The sequence below is a fragment of the Streptomyces aureus genome (assembly GCF_001418135.1).
In the GTDB taxonomy this organism is placed as follows: domain Bacteria; phylum Actinomycetota; class Actinomycetes; order Streptomycetales; family Streptomycetaceae; genus Streptomyces; species Streptomyces aureus_A.
Genome location: NZ_LIPQ01000036.1, coordinates 1 through 21,552, shown reverse-complemented (window position 1 = coordinate 21,552; position 21,552 = coordinate 1). Strand labels below are relative to the sequence as shown.

General features: G+C 71.2%; 21 protein-coding genes. 18 read left to right on the top strand and 3 right to left on the bottom strand.

All coding sequences use genetic code 11. The features are described 5' to 3' along the window. Nucleotides 1-8 precede the first annotated feature (8 nt). Nucleotides 9-869 carry a fumarylacetoacetate hydrolase family protein gene (locus AOK00_RS04285; RefSeq protein WP_055598968.1) on the bottom strand — a complete coding sequence of 287 codons (861 nt, stop codon included), beginning with the start codon at nucleotides 867-869 and terminating at the stop codon, nucleotides 9-11. Nucleotides 870-1,020: 151 nt separating this feature from the next. Here AOK00_RS04285 and AOK00_RS04280 point away from each other — a divergent pair, with 151 nt between their 5' ends. From AOK00_RS04280 to AOK00_RS04210, 15 genes are all read left to right on the top strand, one after another. Continuing rightward, nucleotides 1,021-2,031 carry a hydroxyacid dehydrogenase gene (locus AOK00_RS04280; protein WP_055598967.1) on the top strand — a complete coding sequence of 337 codons (1,011 nt, stop codon included), beginning with the start codon at nucleotides 1,021-1,023 and terminating at the stop codon, nucleotides 2,029-2,031. 299 nt (nucleotides 2,032-2,330) lie between these two features. Then, nucleotides 2,331-3,656 carry a sugar ABC transporter substrate-binding protein gene (locus AOK00_RS04275; protein WP_055598966.1) on the top strand — a complete coding sequence of 442 codons (1,326 nt, stop codon included), beginning with the start codon at nucleotides 2,331-2,333 and terminating at the stop codon, nucleotides 3,654-3,656. Then, nucleotides 3,653-4,648 carry a carbohydrate ABC transporter permease gene (locus AOK00_RS04270; protein ID WP_055598965.1) on the top strand — a complete coding sequence of 332 codons (996 nt, stop codon included), beginning with the start codon at nucleotides 3,653-3,655 and terminating at the stop codon, nucleotides 4,646-4,648. Before AOK00_RS04275 ends, AOK00_RS04270 begins: the two co-directional genes overlap by 4 nt. Further along, the gene (locus AOK00_RS04265; protein WP_055598964.1) at nucleotides 4,645-5,511 is read left to right on the top strand and encodes a carbohydrate ABC transporter permease; all 867 of its coding nucleotides are present in this window, start codon (nucleotides 4,645-4,647) and stop codon (nucleotides 5,509-5,511) included. Before AOK00_RS04270 ends, AOK00_RS04265 begins: the two co-directional genes overlap by 4 nt. A gap of 36 nt (nucleotides 5,512-5,547) precedes the next feature. Then, the gene (locus AOK00_RS04260) at nucleotides 5,548-6,564 is read left to right on the top strand and encodes a 5-dehydro-4-deoxyglucarate dehydratase (RefSeq protein WP_254047235.1); all 1,017 of its coding nucleotides are present in this window, start codon (nucleotides 5,548-5,550) and stop codon (nucleotides 6,562-6,564) included. Continuing rightward, on the top strand, nucleotides 6,561-7,829 hold the full coding sequence (locus AOK00_RS04255; protein ID WP_055598963.1) for an enolase C-terminal domain-like protein: 1,269 nt from the start codon (nucleotides 6,561-6,563) through the stop codon (nucleotides 7,827-7,829). The genes AOK00_RS04260 and AOK00_RS04255 overlap by 4 nt, the downstream gene beginning before the upstream one ends. A gap of 50 nt (nucleotides 7,830-7,879) precedes the next feature. Next, nucleotides 7,880-9,211, top strand: a complete 1,332-nt coding sequence (locus tag AOK00_RS04250; RefSeq protein ID WP_055598962.1) for an alpha-L-fucosidase — start codon at nucleotides 7,880-7,882, stop codon at nucleotides 9,209-9,211. Between the two features lie 43 nt (nucleotides 9,212-9,254). Then, nucleotides 9,255-10,715 (top strand): polysaccharide lyase 6 family protein, encoded by a 1,461-nt coding sequence (locus tag AOK00_RS04245; protein ID WP_055598961.1) that lies wholly within the window; start codon nucleotides 9,255-9,257, stop codon nucleotides 10,713-10,715. A 165-nt stretch (nucleotides 10,716-10,880) separates the two neighbouring features. Continuing rightward, nucleotides 10,881-11,552, top strand: coding sequence for a FadR/GntR family transcriptional regulator (locus tag AOK00_RS04240; protein ID WP_055598960.1), 672 nt, complete (start codon nucleotides 10,881-10,883; stop codon nucleotides 11,550-11,552). 322 nt (nucleotides 11,553-11,874) lie between these two features. Then, complete coding sequence (locus tag AOK00_RS04235; protein WP_055598976.1) at nucleotides 11,875-13,203, top strand: enolase C-terminal domain-like protein; 1,329 nt, start codon at nucleotides 11,875-11,877, stop codon at nucleotides 13,201-13,203. Further along, complete coding sequence (locus tag AOK00_RS04230) at nucleotides 13,200-13,961, top strand: SDR family NAD(P)-dependent oxidoreductase (protein ID WP_055598959.1); 762 nt, start codon at nucleotides 13,200-13,202, stop codon at nucleotides 13,959-13,961. The genes AOK00_RS04235 and AOK00_RS04230 overlap by 4 nt, the downstream gene beginning before the upstream one ends. Next, nucleotides 13,958-15,043 carry an aldo/keto reductase gene (locus tag AOK00_RS04225; RefSeq protein ID WP_079041833.1) on the top strand — a complete coding sequence of 362 codons (1,086 nt, stop codon included), beginning with the start codon at nucleotides 13,958-13,960 and terminating at the stop codon, nucleotides 15,041-15,043. Before AOK00_RS04230 ends, AOK00_RS04225 begins: the two co-directional genes overlap by 4 nt. Before the next feature lie 51 nt (nucleotides 15,044-15,094). Further along, the gene (locus AOK00_RS04220; RefSeq protein ID WP_055598958.1) at nucleotides 15,095-15,406 is read left to right on the top strand and encodes an L-rhamnose mutarotase; all 312 of its coding nucleotides are present in this window, start codon (nucleotides 15,095-15,097) and stop codon (nucleotides 15,404-15,406) included. Next, nucleotides 15,394-16,305 (top strand): amidohydrolase family protein, encoded by a 912-nt coding sequence (locus AOK00_RS04215; protein ID WP_055598957.1) that lies wholly within the window; start codon nucleotides 15,394-15,396, stop codon nucleotides 16,303-16,305. The genes AOK00_RS04220 and AOK00_RS04215 overlap by 13 nt, the downstream gene beginning before the upstream one ends. A gap of 100 nt (nucleotides 16,306-16,405) precedes the next feature. After that, a complete protein-coding gene (locus AOK00_RS04210) occupies nucleotides 16,406-16,864 on the top strand; it encodes an SRPBCC family protein (RefSeq protein ID WP_055598956.1) in 459 nt (152 codons plus the stop codon). 17 nt (nucleotides 16,865-16,881) lie between these two features. Here AOK00_RS04210 and AOK00_RS04205 read toward each other — a convergent pair whose 3' ends face one another. Both AOK00_RS04205 and AOK00_RS04200 read right to left on the bottom strand, forming a co-directional pair. After that, a complete protein-coding gene (locus AOK00_RS04205; RefSeq protein ID WP_055598955.1) occupies nucleotides 16,882-17,676 on the bottom strand; it encodes a YqjF family protein in 795 nt (264 codons plus the stop codon). Nucleotides 17,677-17,791: 115 nt separating this feature from the next. Beyond that, a complete protein-coding gene (locus tag AOK00_RS04200) occupies nucleotides 17,792-18,991 on the bottom strand; it encodes a S8 family peptidase (protein ID WP_055598954.1) in 1,200 nt (399 codons plus the stop codon). 273 nt (nucleotides 18,992-19,264) lie between these two features. Here AOK00_RS04200 and AOK00_RS04195 point away from each other — a divergent pair, with 273 nt between their 5' ends. The 3 genes from AOK00_RS04195 to AOK00_RS39970 all read left to right on the top strand — a co-directional run. Further along, nucleotides 19,265-20,266: a DUF1996 domain-containing protein gene (locus AOK00_RS04195; RefSeq protein WP_055598953.1), complete on the top strand. Its 1,002-nt coding sequence runs from the start codon at nucleotides 19,265-19,267 to the stop codon at nucleotides 20,264-20,266. A 109-nt stretch (nucleotides 20,267-20,375) separates the two neighbouring features. Continuing rightward, nucleotides 20,376-20,954, top strand: coding sequence for a sigma-70 family RNA polymerase sigma factor (locus AOK00_RS04190; protein ID WP_055598952.1), 579 nt, complete (start codon nucleotides 20,376-20,378; stop codon nucleotides 20,952-20,954). Continuing rightward, the coding region (locus tag AOK00_RS39970) for a zf-HC2 domain-containing protein (protein ID WP_254047234.1) at nucleotides 20,951-21,552 on the top strand (602 nt) is incomplete at its 3' end. The genes AOK00_RS04190 and AOK00_RS39970, both read left to right, overlap by 4 nt.

Below are 21,552 nucleotides of genomic sequence, written 5' to 3'. Positions count from 1 at the left end.
GTCTCCTCTCAGGCCTGTCGGAAGGTCTGGCGCATGGTGCCGAGGCCGTCGATCCCGCACTCGACCACGTCGCCGTGGCGCAGGTACGGCCGGGGCTCGGGCCGGCCGAGGGCCACACCGGCCGGGGTGCCGGTGTTGATGACGTCCCCGGGGTGAAGGACCATGAACCGGCTGAGGTAGCGAATGGTTTCGGCGACGGGGAACACCATGTCCGCGGTCGAGCCGTGCTGACGCTCGACACCGTTGACCGTCAGCCGGAGCGAGAGCTTCTGGGGGTCGGGAACCTCGTCCGGAGTGACGAGCCACGGGCCGAGCGGGTTGAACGTCTCGCAGCTCTTCCCCTTGTCCCACTGACCGCCCCGCTCCAGCTGGAACGCGCGCTCGGAGACGTCGTGCGAGACCGCGTACCCGGCGACGCACGCGAGCGCGTCCTCGTCGCTCTCCAGGTACCGGGCGGTCCTTCCGATCACCACGGCCAACTCGACCTCGTAGTCGGTCTTGACGCTGTCCCGCGGAATCAGCACCTCGTCGTACGGTCCCGAGACCGTCCACGGGTCCTTCATGAAGACCACGGGCTCGGTGGGGAGCTCGGCTCCCGTCTCCTCCGCGTGGTCAAGGTAGTTGAGGCCGATGCAGACGACCTTCCCGGGCCGTGCGACCGGCGCCCCGACCCGTACGCGGTCGACCGGAGCGTCCATGGCGGGCAGGGCTCCCGCCGCCACGGCCTCGGCGAGCCGGTCGAGCACCCCGTCGGCGAGCGAGCGGTGGTCGATGTCGTCGGCGATGCCGGAGGCATCGAGCAGCCCACCGGTTCCGTCCAGCACCGCGAGGCGTTCCGCCCCTGCTTCCCCGACCCTCAGCACGCGCATGCCAGCCATCCCTCCCATAGACATCGGATGTATCGACTCGGGAATGCAAGCAATCGCCTGCAGTTTTGTCCAGACCTTCGACGGGGTCAGGTTTGTCCTCCGATGTATCGTGTGGCCCGCCGATACCGCCACCCCCCAGGAGGCCGAGCCGATGGCAGCTGCGACAACAACGCCCAACGTCCTACTGGTCATGGAGGAGGAGCGCAGAGGCGATGTCTATCCGGCGCACGTCCTGGAGGACATCGGACGCCTGGCACGCTGGCACGCCCCCGCCCTCACCCGTGACGGCCTTCTCCGGGAGCCCGGCGTCCTGGAAGAGGTCGACGTCCTGCTCACCGGCTGGGGAGCGCCGGTGCTCGACGCGGCGTTGCTCTCCCGCGCGCCGAGACTGAACGCGGTGATGGTGGCGGCCGGTTCGGTACGGCATCTGACGCCGCCCGAGTTCTGGGCGCGCGGCATCCCCATCGTCTCCGCGGCCGCGGCCAACGCGGTCCCGGTCGCCGAGTTCGGCCTCGCCCAGATCCTGCTCGGCCTCAAGCAGGTCCACCGCCTCGGGCGCGAGGCGGCGGTCAGCCGCCGCTTTCCGCACGACCCGCGGGTGGCCGGAGGGTACGGCTCCCGCGTCGGCCTGCTCGGACTGGGCGAGATCGGCCGGCTCGTCGCCCGGCACCTGCAACCCTTCGGCGTCGAGGTGCTCGCCTGCGACCCCGTGATCGACCCGGCCGCCGCCGGGGAGCTGGGTGTCCGACTCACGGGAATCGACGAGCTGTTCGCCTCTTGCGACGTCGTGAGTGTCCACGCCCCCCTCCTGCCCGAGACCGAAGGCCTCGTGGGCGGGCGGCTCGTGGCGATGCTCCCCGAAGGCGCGACCCTGATCAACACGGCCCGCGGTGCCGTGCTGAACGAGCCGGAGGTGATCGGAGTCCTCCGCGACCGGCCCGACCTCACCGCCGTACTCGATGTGACCTGGCCCGAACCGCCCGCCCCCGACTCGCCGCTCTTCACGCTGTCCAACGTGCTGCTCACCCCGCACCTCGCAGGTGCCATGGGCCGTGAACGCGCCCGCCTGGGTGAACTCGTGCGCGACGAACTGGGGCGGCTCGTGCGCGGCGAGCCCCTGCGGCACGCCGTCGCGCCGGCCCAGGCGTCGACGCGGGCCTAGCCTGGCCTGTTTCCCATGCCCTGATCTCTCGTGTCCGCTCAGACATCGGAGCTTTGATCGATGTCTGAGCGATGACCTTCGGGAGCGCTCCCGATGTCGAGGTGAAGCGCTTCGCCTCCCGATCCCGCTCCTTGACTGCTCAAGCGGGTTTTGAGGCCTCGGCAGGTGTGTGTCACCAAGAGGCCTCATTCGTTTCAACTCTTTTCAGTCATCGGACTATTGACCCTCGTTCGGCCGCGCGTTAGCGTCCCGGCAAGCGCTTACAGGCCAGCTGCCGACGGCGGCGAACAGGAGTTGTCATGCAGAGAACGCGATGGATCGGTGCGGGTTTTCTCGCCTCGGCGTTGGCCCTGACGAGCTGTACGTCCGGCCCCGCCGGGGTGGACGCCAAGCAGGACTCCAAGGCGGAGCTGGAGCTGTGGACCAGGACCACACCCGGCGGCCCCGGCGAGAAGGCCACCCTGAGGCTGGTCGAAGGCTTCGAGAAGGTCACCGGACACAAGGTCAAGGTCACGGCGATATTCGACGACTTCGAGACGAAGCTCCAGCAGCGCGCCGCCCAACGGCAGTTGCCCGACATCGTCATGAACGACGTCACCCAGCTCGGCGCGATGCACAGCCAGGGGCTCCTCAGGGAGATCGACCTCAGCAAGATCAAGAACAGTCAGGACCTCGTCGAGCAGGGCCTGAACTCCGGCAAGAGCGTCGACGGCAAGCAGTACGGCATCCCGTACTCCGCCCAGGCCGGCGCTCTCCTCATCCGCAAGGACTGGCGCGAGAAGCTGAAGCTGGAGGCCCCGCGGACCTGGGACGACCTCGCCGCACTCGCCACCGCCTTCACCACCCGTGACCCCGACGGCAACGGCAAGCAGGACACCTACGGCCTCGCCGCCCCGCTGTCGACCAAGCGCGGCTACGCCTCCTGGTACTTCTCCAACTTCCTCTGGGCCGCCGGAGGAGACTTCATCACCGAGGCGGGACAGGGCACGTACAAGCCGTCGATGACGAGCAAGGAGTCGACGGAGGCCATGCGCTGGTTCCGCGCCCTCGGCTGCGACGACAAGGTCGTCCAGCCCGGCGCCGTCACCATGGACACCCCGCCGACGAACGAGACGTTCGAGGCGGGCAGGACCGGCATGTTCGTCGTCGGCCCCTACCTCATGCCCCGCTTCGACAAGTCCCTCGGCAAGGACAAGTACGAGGTCGTCCCCATGCCCAAGGGACCGAAGGACGCCACCGTGCTCGCCGAGGGCGGCTCCGTCTATCTGATGGCCGGTTCGGAGAACCGCGCCGGACAGGACGCCTTCGCCGGGTACGCCATCTCCGTCGAGGGCCAGAAACTCGGCATGGAGGGCGTCGACGGCTCCACCGTCCAGCTCCCCGTGAACAAGACGGTCGACGTCACCGAGGTACGCCCCGACCCCCGTTGGAAGACGTACGCCGACGTCTACCGCTCCTCAGGGCGCTACGCCCCCTCCATCCCCAACTGGACCCCCGTACGGCAGACCACCGCCGAGACCGTCAACGCGCTGATGGCCGACTGCTCGCTCGACCTGGGCGAGAAGCTGCGTGAACTCGACACGAAGCTCGCCGGAATCCTCCAGGAGCAGGGAATCGCCGGATGACGAGCCTCGACCAGGTGAAGGCGGCCGCCGGCCCGGCGGCCGGCTCCACCCCGCCCGCCGGGCGCGGGCCGACGCCGACCGCGCCGGGAGGAAGCGGGCCGCCCGTCTCCCGCCGGGTGAGGAACCGGCGCGGCGGCAGATGGTGGACGCCGTGGCTCTTCCTCGCCCCGGCCCTGATCCTCTTCCTCTACTTCAAGTTCATCCCCATGGCCAGCGCGCTGACCATGTCCTTCCAGGAAGTCCAGCCCTACCTCGGCAACCGGTGGGTCGGCGGCGAGAACTACGCCACCGTGCTCTCCTCGGACGGCTTCCGCGAGGCCGCCTGGCACACCGTCGTCCTCGCCTTCGGCCAGACCGCCGGCTCGATGCTGCTCGGCCTCACCCTCGCCCTCCTCATGGAAGGACAGGGCCGCAAACTCGGCTTCGTCCGATCGGCCGCCTTCCTCCCCGTCGTCGTGCCGATCGCGGTCGTCGCCGAACTCTGGCGGATCATGTACCACCCCACCGAGGACGGCATGCTCAACTCGCTTCTCGGCCTCGTGGGGTTCGGCCCGTCGGGATTCATCAACGACCCCGACACCTCCATGGTCTCCATCATGCTCACCGGCATCTGGCGGGGAGCCCCCTACGACATGATGATCTTCCTCGCAGGTCTCGCCGGGGTGGACCGCGGCCTGTACGAGGCCGCCAAGGTCGACGGCGCGTCCAGGTTCCAGCGCATCCGCCACGTGACGCTCCCCGGCCTGCGCGCCGTCCTCACCATTCTCTTCATCCTCGCCGCCATCCGGGGCCTGCGCGTCTTCACCGAGGTCTTCCTGCTCACCAACGGCGGCCCCGACGGCTCGACCGAGGTCGTCATGACCGTGATCTACAAACTGGGCCTCGAACAGAACCGGCTCGGCGTCGGCGCGGCCGGAGCCGTCCTGCTGTTCCTGGCGACGCTGCTCCTCACGGTCGGCGTCCACCTGTTCCGACGGAGGGGTAACGAATGAGCGCGCCGACCGAGACCGCCCTCGGACTGACCGAGAGCCGCAGCGCCGCCGGCCGCGCCCTGAAGGTCCTCACCCACCTCCTCGTCCTCGTGGTCTTCGCTGGACCACTGCTCGCCCTGCTCGTCAGCGCCTTCAACCACGTCAAGGACCCCACCCAGCTCAGCGTCGTCCCCTCCGACCCCACCGTCGACAACTTCACCGTCGCCTTCGACCAGGGCGTCCTGAAGTACCTCCTCAACTCGTTCTTCGTCGTCGGCTTCGGACTGCTGCTCCAGGTCGCCGTCTCCGTCCTCGCCGGCTACGCCCTCGCCAGGAAGCGGTTCCGGGGCATGACCCTCGCGTTCGTCGCGATCCTGGCGACCCTGATGCTGCCCGAGGAGATCCTGGCCATCCCGCTCTCCGTGATCCTCGCCGACCTGCCGGTCGTCCACATCAACCTGATCGGCTCCCTCGCCGGCATGATCGTGCCCGTCGGCGCCTGGGCGTTCTCCATCCTCGTCATGACCGAGTTCATGAAGGAGGTACCGAAGGAGCTGGAGGAGGCGGCGCGCATCGACGGCGCCGGAGACCTGCGGATCTTCGCGCAGATCATCCTCCCCATGTGCAGGCCCGCGCTCGGCGTCATCGGAGTCTTCGGCTTCACGATGATCTGGGACCAGTACCTGCTGCCCCTGCTCGTGGCCACCGACTCCTCGTCATACACCCTGCCGCTCGCCCTGCGCACGCTGCGGGTCGACCCGCTCGTCACCCCCGGCGTGGTGATGGCCGCGTCGCTGCTCGCCCTGCTGCCGTCCGTCATCGTCTTCCTCTTCTTCCAGCGCTCCTTCGTCCACGGCCTGTCCAGCGGCGCCCTCAAGGGCTGACCCGAACGGCCGACCCCTCCGAAAGGACCACCTCCCGTGATCCCGTCCGGCCTGATGTCCTTCCCGCTCACGCCGTTCACCCCCGCCGACGAGGTGAACCCGAGCGTGTTCGCCGACCACATCGAGGACCAGCTCGCCCACGGCCCCGCCGCGCTCTTCGTCGCCTGCGGCACGGGGGAGTACTCCTCGCTCAGCGCCCCCGAGTACGCCGAGGTGGTCCGGCACGCCGTACGTGTCGTAGCCGGCCGCGTGCCCGTGTACGCCGGTGCCGGGGGAGGCCTCGGCACCGCCCGAGCAGCCGTCGCCGCCGCCTCGGACGCGGGCGCCGACGGGATCCTGCTCCTGCCCCCGTACCTCGTCGGCGGCACCGAGGACGGCTACCTCGCGTACGTCGAGTCCGTCGCCCGCGCCGGACGGCTCCCCGTCCTCGTCTACCGGCGCGGCCTCGCCAGGATCGGCGTGGCCACCGCCCTCCGGCTCCTCTCCGTGCCCCAGGTCGCCGGGATCAAGGAGGGCAACGGAGACCTGGACTCGATGGCCCGCATGGTCACCGCCGTACGCACCAGCGGCCACCCCCGCGCCGAGACCTTCGCCTTCCTCAACGGACTGCCCACCGCCGAGGTCAGCGCGACCGCCTGCCGGGCCATCGGCATCCGCGACTACTCCTCCGCCGTCCTGTGCTTCGCCCCCGACATCGCCCGCGCCTTCCACACGGCCCTGACGACCGGCGACACCGCCACCACCGGCCGGCTCCTCACCGACTTCTACCTGCCGCTGACCGCCCTGCGCGACCAGGTCCCCGGCTACGCCGTCTCCCTCGTCAAGGCCGGAGCCCGCCTGCGCGCCCTCGACGTCGGCCACGTCCGGGCACCCCTGGTCGACGCGGCACCGGATCACGTCGACCAGCTGAAGGACCTCCTGGCCCGGGGCCGCCGCGCACTGGCCGAAGCGACGGGCGGCGGTGCGGAGTCCGCCGTGACGGACGGCGCGGGTGCCGAACCCACTCCGGAACAAGGCGCTCCCGCCGCCCCCGCCGTGGCGGTCGCCTCGTGAAGGTCACCTCCGTCGTCGTCACCCCCGTCGCCTTCGCCGACCCGCCGCTTCTCAACGCCGTCGGAGTCCACGAGCCGTACGCCCTGCGCGCGGTGGTGGAGGTCGGGACCGACACCGGCGCCTACGGCCTCGGCGAGAGCTACGGCGACGCCGCCCACCTCGAACTGCTCCGCGCCGTCGCCGACGAGCTGCCCGGCCTCGACCCCTTCGACCTCAACGAGCTGTCCCGGCGAGTCGACGCGATCGTCGGCGGCCGGGTGGCGCGTGACGCCCACGGCCTCATCGGCGAGGGCGGGGCGGCCAAGACGGTCGCGAGCGTCACCTCGCCGTTCGAGGTGGCCTGCCACGACCTCCAGGGCAAACACCTCGGGAGGCCCGTGTCCGACCTCCTCGGCGGCGCCACCCGCGACCGGATCGACTTCTGCGGCTATCTCTTCGCGAAATGGGCCGCGCACCCCGGCCACGAGCCGGACGAGTGGGGGCCGGCCCTGGACCCGGCCGGACTCGTGGCGCAGGCCCGGCTCCTGGCGGACCGCTTCGGATTCCGCTCGTTCAAACTCAAGGGCGGTGTACTCCCCCCGGACGACGAGATCGCCGCGATCCGTGCCCTGCGTGAAGCCTTCCCCGGTCACCCGCTCCGCCTCGACCCCAACGCGAGCTGGGACCCCGAGACGGCCGCCCGCGTGGCCGACGAGCTGACGGGAGTACTGGAGTACCTCGAGGACCCGGTCGCCGGCATCCCCGCCATGGCGGACCTCGCCCGGACCGCCCCCATGCCCCTCGCCACCAACATGTGCGTGGTCACCTGGGAGCACCTGACCGAGGCGATTGCCGCCCGGCCCGTGGGCGTCCTGCTCGGCGACCACCACTTCTGGGGCGGCCTCAAGGCCACCCAGCACGTGGCGACCGCCTGCCACCACTTCGGCATCGGGATGTCCATGCACTCCAATTCCCACCTCGGGATCAGCCTCGCCGCGATGGTCCACCTCGCCGCTGCCACCCCCGCCATCACCCACGACCTGGACACCCACTGGCCCTGGAAGCGGCCCGAGGACGACGTCGTCACCACACCGTGGCACTTCGTCGACGGCGCGATCACCGTCCCGCGCACGCCGGGACTCGGCGTCGACCTCGACCGCGACGCACTGGACCGGCTGCACCAGCAGTACCTGGTGTGCGGCCTGACCCGCCGCGACGACACCGGCTACCTGGCCCGCGTCGCCCCAGACGTACGGCTCCGCGAAGACGTCCACGAACCCGCCTGACGGCGTCGCCGGACCGCCCGCCCCTCCCGACCGCACAGGAACGATGCCCCATGACCTCCACCAGCGCCGACGCCGAACTCCCGGCAGCCCCTTCGCCCGACACGACCTGGTTCACCCACGACCGCTTCGGCATGTTCGTCCACTGGGGCCTCTACTCCCTCGCCGCGCGCCACGAGTGGGTGAAGACCCGGGAGAAGATGACGGACGAGCAGTACCAGGTGTACTTCGACCACTTCGACCCCGACCGCTACGACCCGGTCCGGTGGGCGCGAACGGCGAAGGCCGCCGGCATGCGGTACGTCGTCCTGACCACCAAGCACCACGACGGCTTCTGCCTCTGGGACAGCCGGCTCACCGACTACAAGGTGACGAAGACACCCCACGGCCGCGACCTGGTCGGTCCGTTCGTCGACGCGTGCCGCGCCGAAGGCCTCAAGGTCGGCTTCTACCACTCCCTGATCGACTGGCACCACCCCTCGTTCCCCGTCGACGGAACACACCCGCGTCGCGACGACGAGGAGTTCAAGGCCGCGGCGGCCGACCGCGACATCCGGGAGTACCAGGAATACCTGCACGGCCAGGTCCGCGAACTGCTCACGGAGTACGGACGCGTCGACTACCTCTTCTTCGACTTCTCCTACGCGGGACGCGAGTGGTGGGGCGGCAAGGGCCCCGGCGACTGGGACTCCCCGCGACTCATGGCGATGGTCCGCGAACTCCAGCCGCACATCCTGGTCAACGACCGGGCCGGCCTCCCCGGGGACTTCGTCACGCCCGAGCAGTACCAGCCGTCCGCGCCGATGACCGTCGGCGGCCGTCCCGTCCTGTGGGAGGCGTGCCAGACCCTCAACGGAAGCTGGGGCTACGACCGCGACAACCTCGACCACAAGAGTCCCGACCTGCTCATCCGGATGCTCGTCGACGGCGTCTCGAAGGGCGGCAACCTCCTGCTGAACGTCGGGCCCACCGGCCGGGGAGACCTCGACCCGCGCGACACCGCCGCCCTCGCCGAGATCGGCCGCTGGACCGACCTGCACGAACGGTCCGTACGCGGCTGCGGCCCCTCCCCGTACACCCCGCCCGCCGACTGCCGGTACACCCAGCGCGGCGACCGGCTCTACGTGCACCTCTTCTCCTGGCCGCTGCGCCATCTGCACCTGCCCGGTCTCGCGGGCCGGGTGCGGTACGCCCAGCTCCTGAACGACGCCTCGGAGATCGTCCAGGAGCCGCTCGACCCCGACCGCCCGGCGATGAACACCCAGATGGGCGGCCAGCCGGCCGGCACCCTCACGCTCCGGCTCCCGGTGCAGCGGCCCGACACACCCGTGCCCGTCATCGAGCTGCACCTGACTGACCCGTCCGGGCCCGTCGCCTCGATGTGAAGGGCCGTACGCGTCCCACCATCCGACCGATCACGGAGGCACCATGCAACGACGTACGTTCCTCACCGGCACCGCGGCGGGGGCGGCAGCGGCCGCCCTGCCCCTCTCCGCCCCGGCGTACGCGAATGCCGCCCGGCGCAAGCCCACGCGCCCACTGGGCCGCACCGTCGACGTCGGCTCCCTGGACGACCTCCAGGACGCCATCGACGCGGCGGGGCCGGGCACCCGCATCGTCGTCGCGAACGGCACCTACACCGTCCCCGCCGCGAAGCCCCTCACCATCACCGGCAAGAACGGCTCCCGCACCGCGCCGATCACCATCGTCGCCGCGTCACGGGGCGGCGTCGTGCTGCGAGGCGAGCGGAGCTTCGTCCTCGACGCGTCCAGCAACGTGACCGTGAGCGGTTTCTCCTTCCGGCAGAGCACCACCCTGGAGATCCCGCCGAACTGCGCGTACATCCGTCTCACCCGCAACGACTTCCAGCTCGCGGACATCGAGGGCCTGCACTGGGTCATGGTGCGCGGCGACGAGGCCGTGATCGACCGCAACCACTTCCACGGCAAGACCACGCTCGGCATCTTCCTCGGCATCGAGGGCTCGGGCAGCGAGGCCATGGCCCAGGGCGTGCACGTCCACCGCAACTACTTCTCCGACCACACCTTCACGGGCGCCAACGGCGGCGAACCCATCCGCCTCGGCGTCAGCCCCCGTGCCCTGTCCAGCGCGAACGCGCTCGTCGAGTACAACCTGTTCGAGCGGGTCAACGGCGACCCCGAGGCGATCTCCGTCAAGAGCTCCGACAACGTCATCCGCTACAACACCATCCGCGACAGCCTCGGCGGCATCGTTCTGCGCCACGGCAACGGCACCCTCGTCGACAGCAACTACCTCATCGGCGGCGAGGAGGGCGTACGGATCTACGGAAACGACCACGTCATCGTCAACAACTACCTGGCCGGCCTCACCGGCCGGGCGATGGTCATCGGCAGCGGAACGGAACGCGACCACCTTCCCGGAGAATCGGCCGAGGCCCGCCGGGGCAACGACGCACCCGACCGCGTCCTCATCGCCCACAACACCCTCCTCGACAACGCGGGCGGCGCGCTGTCGGGCGAGAGCCACCGCCCGCACGAACCCCGTGACGTCACCGTCGCCGACAACCTGCTGGTCGGCCAGACCGGCAGCCTGGTGGAGATGGCGACCACGGTCCGCTTCACCTGGCAGAGCAACATCCTGTTCGGCGCGGCGTCCGACGGGAACATCCCCGCCGGCGGATTCCTGCGGGCCGATCCCCGCCTGGTGAAGGGCTCCGACGGGGTGTACCGCCTGTCGAGCACGAGCCGGGCGATCGGCGCGGCCACACTGTCCCCGGCGCCCGTCACCCACGACATCGACGGCGACGCGCGTGGCGGTGTGCGCGACGTCGGCGCCGACGAGTACGCGACGGCGACGCCGATCCGCCGGCCGCTGACCCCGGCGGACGTCGGCCCCAACGCCCGCTGACGGAGAAGGGGGGAGGACAGCCGGCCCGTCGTACGTCGGCTCCGGTCCGGCTGTCGCCTCCTGAATCCCCCTCGTGGACGGGGCCGGTCTGCCCCGCGCCACCCTGCAGTAAGGTGGCGCCCAGCAGACACATCCGATGTATTTGGCCTTGCACAGGAGGACGCCTTGGCAGTTACGGACGAGGCGATCGGCAAGATCAAGGAGATGATCGTCTCCGGCACGCTGCGCCCGGGGGACCGGCTGCCCAAGGAGGCCGACCTCGCCGCCGAACTGGGCCTGTCGCGCAATTCCCTGCGCGAGGCGGTGAAGGCCCTGTCCCTGCTGAACATCCTCGACGTGCGGCAGGGCGACGGGACGTACGTCTCCAGCCTCGAACCTCCGCTGCTGCTCGAGGCGGTGTCGTTCGTCCTGGACTTCCACCAGGACGACCAGGCGCTCCAGGCCCTGAAGGTGCGGGGCATCCTGGAGCCGGCGGCGACCGCGCTGGCCGCGGAGCGCATCCCCGAGAACGAGATCAGGGAGCTCGGGGAGCTCCTCGACCGGCTCGGTGACGCCCCGAGCCTGGACGAACTCGTCGCCAGCGACCTGGAGTTCCACCGGCGCATCGCGGCGGCCTCCGGGATTCCCCTGCTGTGCTCGCTCCTCGACAGCATCTCCGGGGCCACTGTGCGGGCGCGGCTGTGGCGCGGGATCACCGAGGAGACGGCCGTGGCCCGGACCCTGTCGGAGCACCGGGCGATCCTGGACGCGCTCGCCGCACGGGACGCGCGAACGGCGGAGGCCTGGGCGACGATCCACATCTCCAACGTCGTTCGCTGGCTCGACAGCGTGCTGTGACCTGCTGTCCCGAATCCTCCCTCCGCCTCCACCGCCATTGACGCATGACGAGGGCGGGCGCTCCCCGGGGAGCGCCCGCCCTCGTCATGCCGTTCGTGATGCCCTCCCTGCCGCCTTTCTCAAGGTCCGAGAAACATCCGATGTCTACTTGCCTCACCTCTCGCGAGCGCCGTATCGTTCTCGCTCAATAGGCCAATCACCCGATCTGTGCTGATGGTTGGGGCTGCTCCGTGTCGGTCGGGCAGTTGAAGCCGAACACCGAGCAAGCAGCCCAGGTGTGAAAGGAACCCCGTTGTCCACTGACATCACGCGGGTCATTGCGATGGACACCTACGACATCCGTTTCCCGACCTCCCGCCAACTCGACGGGTCCGACGCGATGAACCCGGACCCTGACTACTCCGCGGCCTACCTCGTCCTGCGCACGAACGAGCCCGACGGCCCCACGGGACACGGCTTCACCTTCACCATCGGGCGTGGCAACGATGTCCAGGTCGCGGCGATCGCAGCACTTCGCCCCCACATCGTCGGGCGGTCCGTGGAGGACCTCTGCGCCGACCCCGGCCTCGTCAGCCGCGCGCTGATCGGCGACAGCCAACTCCGCTGGCTCGGGCCCGAGAAGGGCGTAATGCACATGGCCGTCGGGGCCGTGGTCAACGCGGTATGGGACCTGGCGGCCAAGCGGCAGCGGAAGCCGCTGTGGAAGCTGCTCGCCGACGCCGACCCCGAGTGGCTCGTCTCGCAGGTCGACTTCCGCTACATCACCGACGCCATCACCCCCGAGGAGGCCCTCGGCCTCCTCCGGCGCGGCAAGGACGGGCGCGCCGGGCGCGAGAGCGTCCTGCGGGACCGGGGCTACCCCGCGTACACCACGTCGCCCGGCTGGCTAGGCTACTCCGACGAGAAGCTGACCCGACTCGCCAAGGAAGCGGTGGCGGCGGGCTTCACCCAGATCAAGCTGAAGGTCGGCGCCGACCTCGCGGACGACGTCCGGCGCTGCCGTGCCGCCCGCGCCGCCGTCGGCGCGGACGTCCGCCTGGCCGTCGACGCCAACCAGCGGTGGAACGTCAGCGAGGCCATCGAGTGGACGCGGGCGCTCGCCGAGTTCGACCCCTACTGGATCGAGGAGCCGACCAGCCCGGACGACATCCTCGGGCACGCGCGCGTACGGGCCGCCGTCGCCCCGGTGAAGGTGGCGACGGGCGAGCACGTACAGAACCGCATCGTGTTCAAGCAGCTCCTCCAGGCGGACGCCGTCGACATCGTCCAGCTCGACGCGGCCCGGGTCGGCGGCGTGAACGAGAACCTCGCCATACTCCTCCTCGCAGCCAAGTTCGGCGTACCCGTCTGCCCGCACGCCGGCGGGGTCGGGCTGTGCGAACTGGTCCAGCACCTCGCGATGTTCGACTTCGTCGCGCTCAGCGGAACCACCGAGGACCGGGTCATCGAGTTCGTCGACCATCTGCACGAGCACTTCGCCCACCCGGCCGTCATACGCGAGGGCGCCTACACGGCGCCCCTCGCCCCCGGCTTCTCGGCCGACATGCACGAGGCCTCCCTCGCCACGTTCGTCTACCCCCACGGCACGTTCTGGGCCGCGGACCTGGCGGGAGCACTCGCCGACGAAGCCACCGTGGAGGTGACCGCATGACCTCGTACCCGCTCGCCGGCCTCCGCGCCGTCGTCACCGGCGGCGCCTCCGGCATCGGACTCGCCGTCGCCCGCCTGCTGGACGCGCAGGGCGCCGCCGTCGCCGTCCTCGACCTCGATCCGGCGGCCACCCCCGACACGTTCACCGCCCTCCGCGCGGACGTGGCCGACGACACCTCGGTACGCGAAGTCGTCGCGGCGGCCGCCGCCACGCTCGGCGGAATCGACATCCTCGTCAACAACGCGGGCATCGGCGCCGCCGGCACCGTCGAGGACAACCCCGACGACCAGTGGCACGGCGTCCTCGACGTCAACCTCCTCGGCGTCGTCCGCACCACCCGCGCCGCCCTGCCCCACCTGCGCCGCTCGGAACACGCCGCCGTCGTCAACATCTGCTCCATCGCCGCCACCGCGGGCCTGCCGCAGCGGGCCCTCTACTCGGCGAGCAAGGGGGCGGTCCTCTCCCTGACCCTCGCCATGGCCGCCGACCACGTCAGGGAGGGCATCCGGGTCAACTGCGTCAACCCCGGGACCGTGGACACCCCGTGGGTCGCGCGTCTGCTCGACGCGGCGGCGGACCCGGAGGCCGAACGCGCGGCACTCAGCGCCCGCCAGCCCACCGGACGGCTCGTCGACGCCGACGAGGTCGCGGCGGCCGTCGTCTACCTCGCGTCCCCGGCGGCGGCCTCGGTGACGGGCACCGCCCTCGCCGTCGACGGCGGCATGGCGGGTCTCCGACTCCGGCCGGCGGGCACATGAGCGCGGACAAGAGGGCCGCAGACGATCGGGCTACGGACGAACAGGCCACGGACGGACCGACCGCCGGCGAACCGGCCGCCGACCCCGCGGGCCTCACCCGCGTCCCCCTCGGCCGGACCACCGCCTGGACGACCCGCCTCGCCTTCGGCGCGGCCGGCATCGGCAACCTCTACAGCACCGTCACCGACGAGGACGCGAACCGCACCCTCGCGACCGCCTGGGACCGCGGCATCCGTTCCTTCGACACCGCGCCCCACTACGGCCTCGGCCTGTCCGAGCGCCGGCTCGGCGCCTTTCTGCGGGACCGGCCCCGTGACACGTACACCGTCTCGACGAAGGTCGGCCGCCTCCTCGTCCCCGACCCCGGCGCGACCGGCGACGACCTCGCCGACGGCTTCGCGGTACCCGCCGCGTACCGCAGGGTCTGGGACTTCGGGGCGGACGGCATCCGGCGCGGCCTGGAGGCGAGCCTGGAGCGGCTCGGGCTCGACCGCGTCGACATCGTGTACCTGCACGACCCCGACGACCACGCCGACCAGGCGCTGCGCGAGGCGTACCCCGCCCTGGAACGCCTGAGGGCCGAGGGAGTCGTCCGTGCCATCGGCGTGGGCATGAACCAGACCGCGATCCCCACCCGCTTCGTCACCGAGACCGACATCGACGTCGTCCTGCTCGCCGGCCGCTACACCCTGCTCGACCGGAGCGGCCTCGCCGAACTGCTGCCCGCCGCGCAGCGCCGTGGCGTGTCGGTCGTCGCCGGAGGGGTGTTCAACTCGGGCCTGCTCGCGGATCCGCGTCCGGGCGCCACGTACGACTACGCGGCGGCCCCGCCGGAGACCCTGGCCAGGGCGCTCCGGCTGCGGGAGATCTGCGAGCGCCACGGAGTGCCCCTGAGGGCCGCGGCGGCCCGCTTCCCGCTGGGCCATCCCGCCGTGGCGGGTGTCCTCCTCGGCCTGCGTAGCGCGGCGGAGGCCACGGACGCCGCCGACATGCTGGCCCGAGAGATACCCGGAGACCTCTGGGAAGAGCTGCGGCGCGAGCACCACACCCCCGGGTCCGCTCCCAGCCAGGACCGCCGGTGAGGCGCCGATGAGGATCGCACTGTTCGTCACCGACACCCCTGGAGCGAGCCCATGAGAATCGCCCTGCACACCCGGGTCCGCGCGGACCGCATCGCCGCGTACGAGGAGGCGCACCGCGATGTTCCTCCCGAGCTGACGAGCGCGATCCGGGCCGCCGGCTGCACGTCCTGGACGATCTGGCGCAGCGGCACCGACCTGTTTCATCTGCTCGACTGCGAGGACTACGCCCGTCTCCTGGCCGAACTCGGGACACTGCCCGTCAACGTGGAGTGGCAGGCCCGGATGGCCGAACTCCTCGAGGTCGTCCACGACTACTCCGGCGACGGCGCGGACGCGGGGCTGCCCGTGGTGTGGCACCTGTGAGCACTCCCAGCGGCCCCCTCGTCGTCGACGCGCACCACCACCTCTGGGACCTGTCCGCACGCGACCAGGACTGGATCACCGGCCCGGCCCTCGCGCCCCTGCGCCGCACCTTCACCGAGGGCGAACTGAGGGCCGAGGCCGCCGCCGCGGGGGTGGCGGCCACCGTCCTCATCCAGACGGTCACCGTCGCCGACGAGACTCCCGAGATGCTGGCCACCGCCCGCGACAGCGACCTGATCGCCGGCGTCGTCGGCTGGACGGACCTGACGGCGCCCGACGTCGCCGACACCCTGGCCTCGCTGCTCGCCCTGCCGGGCGGCGACCACCTCGTGGGCATCCGCCACCAGGTCCAGTCGGAACCCGATCCCGCCTGGCTGCTCCGCCCCGACGTCCGGCACGGTCTCACCGCGGTGGCCGACGCCGGGCTCGCGTACGACCTGGTGATACTCCCGCACCAGCTCCCGGCCGCGACGAAGGCCGCGAGGGAACTGCCGGAGCTGACCTTCGTCCTCGACCACGCGGCGAAACCGCCCGTGGCGAGCGGAGACCTCGAGCCCTGGGCGGCCGACCTGCGCGCCTTCGCCGCCCTGCCCAACACCGTCGGCAAGCTCTCCGGCCTGCACACCGAGGCCGACTGGCGCGCCTGGACGGTGCGGGACCTGCGGCCGTACGCCGACACCCTGCTCGACGCGTTCGGCCCGAGCCGCGTCATGTTCGGTTCCGACTGGCCGGTGTGCACCCTGGCGGCGTCGTACGGACGGACGCTCGCGACCGCGGGGGAGCTCACGGAGGCGCTCAGCCCCGGCGAGCGGGCGGCGGTCTTCGGGGGCAGGGCGATGCGGACGTACCGACTGGGGGAGCGCGTCGCTCGGCGGGCGGGCCGACCGGCGGTCACGTAGGGTCGTGATGCCGCTACGACAGTCGCGGTGCCGCGACGAGGGCTGACGCCTCGTCGCCGCAGGCGCGGGCGGGGCGCCGCTCGACCGATCTGGGGTGCCCATGACAGGACAGTTCGAAGCGACGTTCGAGGTCGACCGGCCGGTGGAGGAGGTGTTCGCCTTTCTCGCCGACGGGCGCAACGATCCGGAGTTCAGCCCCCGGGTCCTCAGGATCGAGCGGGTGCCGGACGCCCCGACCGCCGTGGGCACCGTCTTCCGGAGCACCGTCAAGGACGCCGGGATGAAGACCGCGAGGGAGTTCCGCATCACCGCCCTCGAAGCGCCCGTGAAGATCCGCTGGGCCGAGGTGTCCAAGAACCTCGTCACGGCGAGCGAGGGTGGCTACGACCTGGAACCGCTCACCGCCGGCCGGACCCAGGTCCGGATCTACAACGTGCTCGAAGGCCACGGCGTGGGCAGACTCCTCGCCGGCCTCGCGCTCTCGGCGGCCCGCAAGGACGCCCCCGGCTTCGGCGCCCGGATCAAGGCGGCGGCGGAGGCGGGGATCGCCCCGCGCTGAGACCGCGAGCGAGCCGCCTACCTGTTCCCGTCCCTCGGGCGCGGGACCGGCACGACCTGCGGGCCCCGCGGCGGGGCGCTGAAGCGGACGGGCACGCCCGGCGAGTAGAGCACGCTCACGGGCGGACCGGGCGGTTGCTCCAGGCCGGCCGCGGTGAGCAGGGTCTCGTCGCAGTCGAGCAGCCGGGCGCGGTGGAGCGGCCAGCGCGGGTGGGTGTTCGGGAGATAGAGCGGCCGCCCCCGGAACGAGCTGTGCATGCCCCAGCGGGCGGTCAGGAAGTGTTCGAGCGCGGTGGGCTCCTCCACCGGATCGCCGATCTCCACGCTGATCGCGCTGCGCGCCCCGCGGGGGCCGGGCCAGCGTCGGCTGCTGGTGTACGTCACGGTGGAACCGTCGTTGCGGACGCTCATCCTGGACCACACGTACGGGATCCGGAACGCCCACCGTCCGACGGTCACCGGGATCAGCCGGGACGCGTCGAGCGAGCGGAAGACGACCCCCCGGCGGCCGTGGGCGTCCACGGAGTAGAGCCGGACGTTGGTCTCGGGGAAGGTCCCGAGATACGGGATCCCGGGGAGCCGGAGCCAGCCGACCCGGTGCATCCGGAAGGCGACCAGGCCCACGTAGGTGACGCCGTCGTGAGTGTCGGGCACGGTGCCCGCGGGCAGGAGCGGGGCCACGTCGGAGGGGTCCACGGCCCAGTGCAGGAACGCCAGGTCGAGCCAGGACTGGGTGAGCAGCGTGAGGTCCTGGCGGTGCGGCGGGTCGGCCGATATCGGCTCGGGGAGCACGGCGGGCGGCGTCTGCGGCATCCCAGCAGTATCGGATACCGAACCGAAGGAGGTGGCCCTCCACGGGTGTGTGGAGGGCCACCTCTTCACAGCTCACCGGGGGCGGGAACGGCCCCGGCGAGTCGTGGACGTGCTGTTACGGCGTCACCTTGAGGAGCTTGTTCGCGGTGCCGGAGGCCGGGTTCTTGATGGCGTCCGCGGTGGCCGCCCCCGTCAGCGCGGCGGCCGTGTCGGCCGGCGTCGCCGACGGGTTGGCCGCCAGATAGAGGACCGCGGCACCCGCCACGTGCGGGCTGGCCATCGAGGTTCCGGAGATCGTCTTGACGCCGGTGTCGCTGTCGTTCCAGGCCGAGGTGATCTCCGAGCCGGGCGCGTACAGGTCCACCACGGAGCCGAAGTTCGAGAACTCCGACTGCTCGTCGTCCTTGGTGCTGGACGCCACGGTGAGCGCCTCCGGCACGCGGGAGGGCGAGCCCTGGCCGGCGTCGGAGGACTCGTTGCCGGCCGCCACCGCGAAGGTCACACCGGAGGCGATGGCCCGCTTGACCGCCGCGTCCAGGGCCTCGTCGGCGCCGCCGCCGAGGCTCATGTTCGCGACCGAGGGCCCGGAGTGGTTCTGGGTGACCCAGTCGATGCCGGCCACGACCTGCTCGGTGGTGCCCGAGCCGTTGTCGTCGAGGACGCGGACGGCCACGACCTTGGCCTTCTTGGCGACGCCGTGGGCGGTGCCGGCGATGGTGCCCGCCACGTGGGTGCCGTGGCCGTTGCCGTCGTCGGCGCTGTCGTCGTTGTCCACGGCGTCGAAGCCGTGGGCCGCCCGGCCGCCGAAGTCCTTGTGCGAGATCCGGACGCCGGTGTCGATGACGTACGCGGTCACGCCCTCCCCGCCGTTGTCGGGGTACGTGTACTTCTGGTCGCCGGCCGTGTCGGCCTGGTCGATCCGGTCCAGACCCCAGGACGGGGGCTGTTCCTGCGTCTCCTTGATGCTGAACCGCTTGTTCTGCACGACGGCGCCGACCGCGGGGTCGGCGGCGAGCCGCTTGGCCTCCTCGACGGACAGACCGGACGCCGAGAAGCCGTTGACCTCGGAGCCGTAGGAGCGGACGAGCGTGCCGCCGTACTTCTTGGCGAGGTCCCCCTTGTTCGCGGATGCGTCGAGGATGACGATGAAGCTGCCGTCGACGGCGCCCGGTGCGCCGAGTCCGTGGACGGTGCCCTCGGCCGGGGTGGCTGCCCCGGCGAGGTTGCCCGCGAACAGCGCCGCGGCGGCCGCGGCCGCGGTACCTGTGGCTATGGCCGCGTTGCGAAGTCCGTGGGATCGCTTGTGAGTTGCCATGAAAGTGGATCTCTCCTCGTGTTGACGTGTGGGGCGTCAAACGTTCGAGAGAACCCTGTTCGGATTGGCAGGAGCAAATCAAGAGCGAACCAGGGGTAAAGGCTTATTCAACAAGGTTTCTTAAACAGCTCTCCGCACCGCCTCCATGTCACACACATCGCCTGGCCGACTCCTCCGTGAAATGGTCACGTTCGGGCACTCGGTCCGTGGGGGGCGGGCCGGCGTCGAGACCCCGGTTGACGTCGACCGTGTGCAGCGGCGACGGTGACCGGCATGGGGAGAGAACACCGACTGCTCGTTCCGCTGGTCTGCCTGGTCCTGGGGGGCGCCCTGACCGCGGCCGTCCTCGGAGCGTCCGAGGGGAAAAGGCCGCACGAGGTGATGTCCGGAGCCGCGTCCGGCGCGCCCGTGCCCGGCGACTTCGTCGACATCCGTGACGTACCGCCGACCCGGGCTTCGGCCACACGCCCCGGCCCCGACGCCTCGACCGGCTCCTTCGCCGTCGACTGCGGGCGCAACGAGGAGGGTCACTACAACCAGGACAACCTGGTGATCTCACCCGGACTCCGCCACGGCGCCCACCACACCCACGCCTACGTCGGAAACCGCTCCACCGACGCGTTCTCCACCGACGAGAGCCTCGCCGCCGCCCCCACCACCTGCCGCGGCGGCGACCGCTCCACCTACTACTGGCCCGTCCTCCGCCGCCCCGACCTCCCCGCCACACGGGCGTACGAGAAGGCGGCGGGCCACGGCAACACGGGTCGGATCCTCGTGCCCGCCGAAGTGCGCCTCACGTTCCACGGCAACCCGGCGGGCAAGGTCGTCCCGATGCCGCGCTTCCTGCGCGCCTTCACCGGCGACGCCGTCGCGTTCACCGCCCGCGGCGACGCGGGCGTGAAGGCACGCTGGGGCTGCGCGAGCGTGCCCGACCGCTCCACCACCCGCTACCCGCGCTGCCCGTCGGGCGACCGCCTCACCCGCACCCTGGTCTTCCCGAGCTGCTGGAACGGCCTCGACACCGCCGACCCCGAGCGCACCCACCTGCTCTTCCCCGCCGCCAACGGCGTCTGCCCCCAGAACACCTTCGCCGTCCCCGAACTGCGCATCACCCTGGCCTACGACACACCCCCGGCCGACGCGCCGATCGCCCTGGACTCCTTTCCCGAGCAACGCCACAGCCCGAAGACCGACCACGCGATGTTCGTCAACGTGATGACGGACGACCGGATGGCGAAGCTCGTCACCTGCGTCAACACGGGACGGCACTGCTGAAGGCGCGTCAGCGTGACCCACGTCACATGAACCAGAGGTGCCGGGGCCACGTGTGGGGCACGGCGCGGACGGCGCCGACGATGCTGGCACCGCAGACGGAGTGGATGGGATGGCCGGACCACGATGGCCCCGCAGCAGGCGGGGATCGACCGACGAAGCACTGATCAGGGCGGTGTACGAGGAACACGGCAACGCCCTCCTGGCGTACGCCACCCGCCTGACCGGCGACCGGGCCACCGCGGAGGACGTCGTACAGGAGACCCTCATCCGCGCCTGGCGCCACTCCGAGGCCCTTGTCAACGGAAAGGGCTCCGTACGCGGGTGGCTCCTCACGGTCGCCCGGAACATCATCACCGACCGCTACCGGGCCAAGGCCGCCCGTCCCGCAGAGGTGGCGGAATCCCCCGCGACACCCCCCGTCGAGGAGGACCACGCCGACTCGGTCGTCGACACGATGACCGTCCTCGGCGCCCTCGACCGGCTGTCGCCCGAGCACCGCGACGTCCTCACCGAGCTCTACTACCGCGAGCGCAGCGTCGCGGAGGCGGCCGACGCCCTGGGCATCCCGGCCGGCACAGTGAAATCCCGCTCGCACTACGCGCTGAAGGCGTTGCGCGAGACGTTCAGAGAAGGAAACCGGCCGAGCGCACCGCAGCAGCCCGCCGGACTCAGGGAGGTGGTCGCATGAACCGGCAGCAGCACGAAGAGGAGGAACTCCTCGGCCCGTACGTCCTCGGCGTACTCGACGAAGCCGAAAACCGGCGCCTGGAAGCGCACGTGAACGACTGCGCGGCATGCCGGCAGGAGGTGTCCGCATTGCGTGAGATGGAAACGGCGCTCGGCGAGGTCCCGCCGGAAGCCTTCCTCGACGGCCCGCCCCAGGGCGGCGACCTGCTCCTCCAGCGCACCCTGCGGCAGATGCGCGGAGAGCGCGCGAGCGCGCGGAACCGACGCCGCGGACTGGTCGGCCTCGCCGCGGCGGCAGCACTCGCCGGAGTCTTCTGGGCCGGTACGGCGACCTCGGGCGCCGGCGACCCGGTCGCCCTGCCGCCGAAAAAATCTCCGGATCCGTTGAACCCGCCCCGTACGGCCCGCGTGTTTCCGGTGCCGACAGAGACCAACGAAGTACCGGATAAGAGGAGTTCTCATGATGAACCTGCGCAAGCTCACCATCGCCGCAGCCGGGACCGCCCTCGTGCTCGGGGCGACGGCCTGTGGAACGCAGGGCACCACGAACGGCTCCAGCCAGCAGGCCCCGGCGCAGACGGCCGCCCCCGCCGCCGACG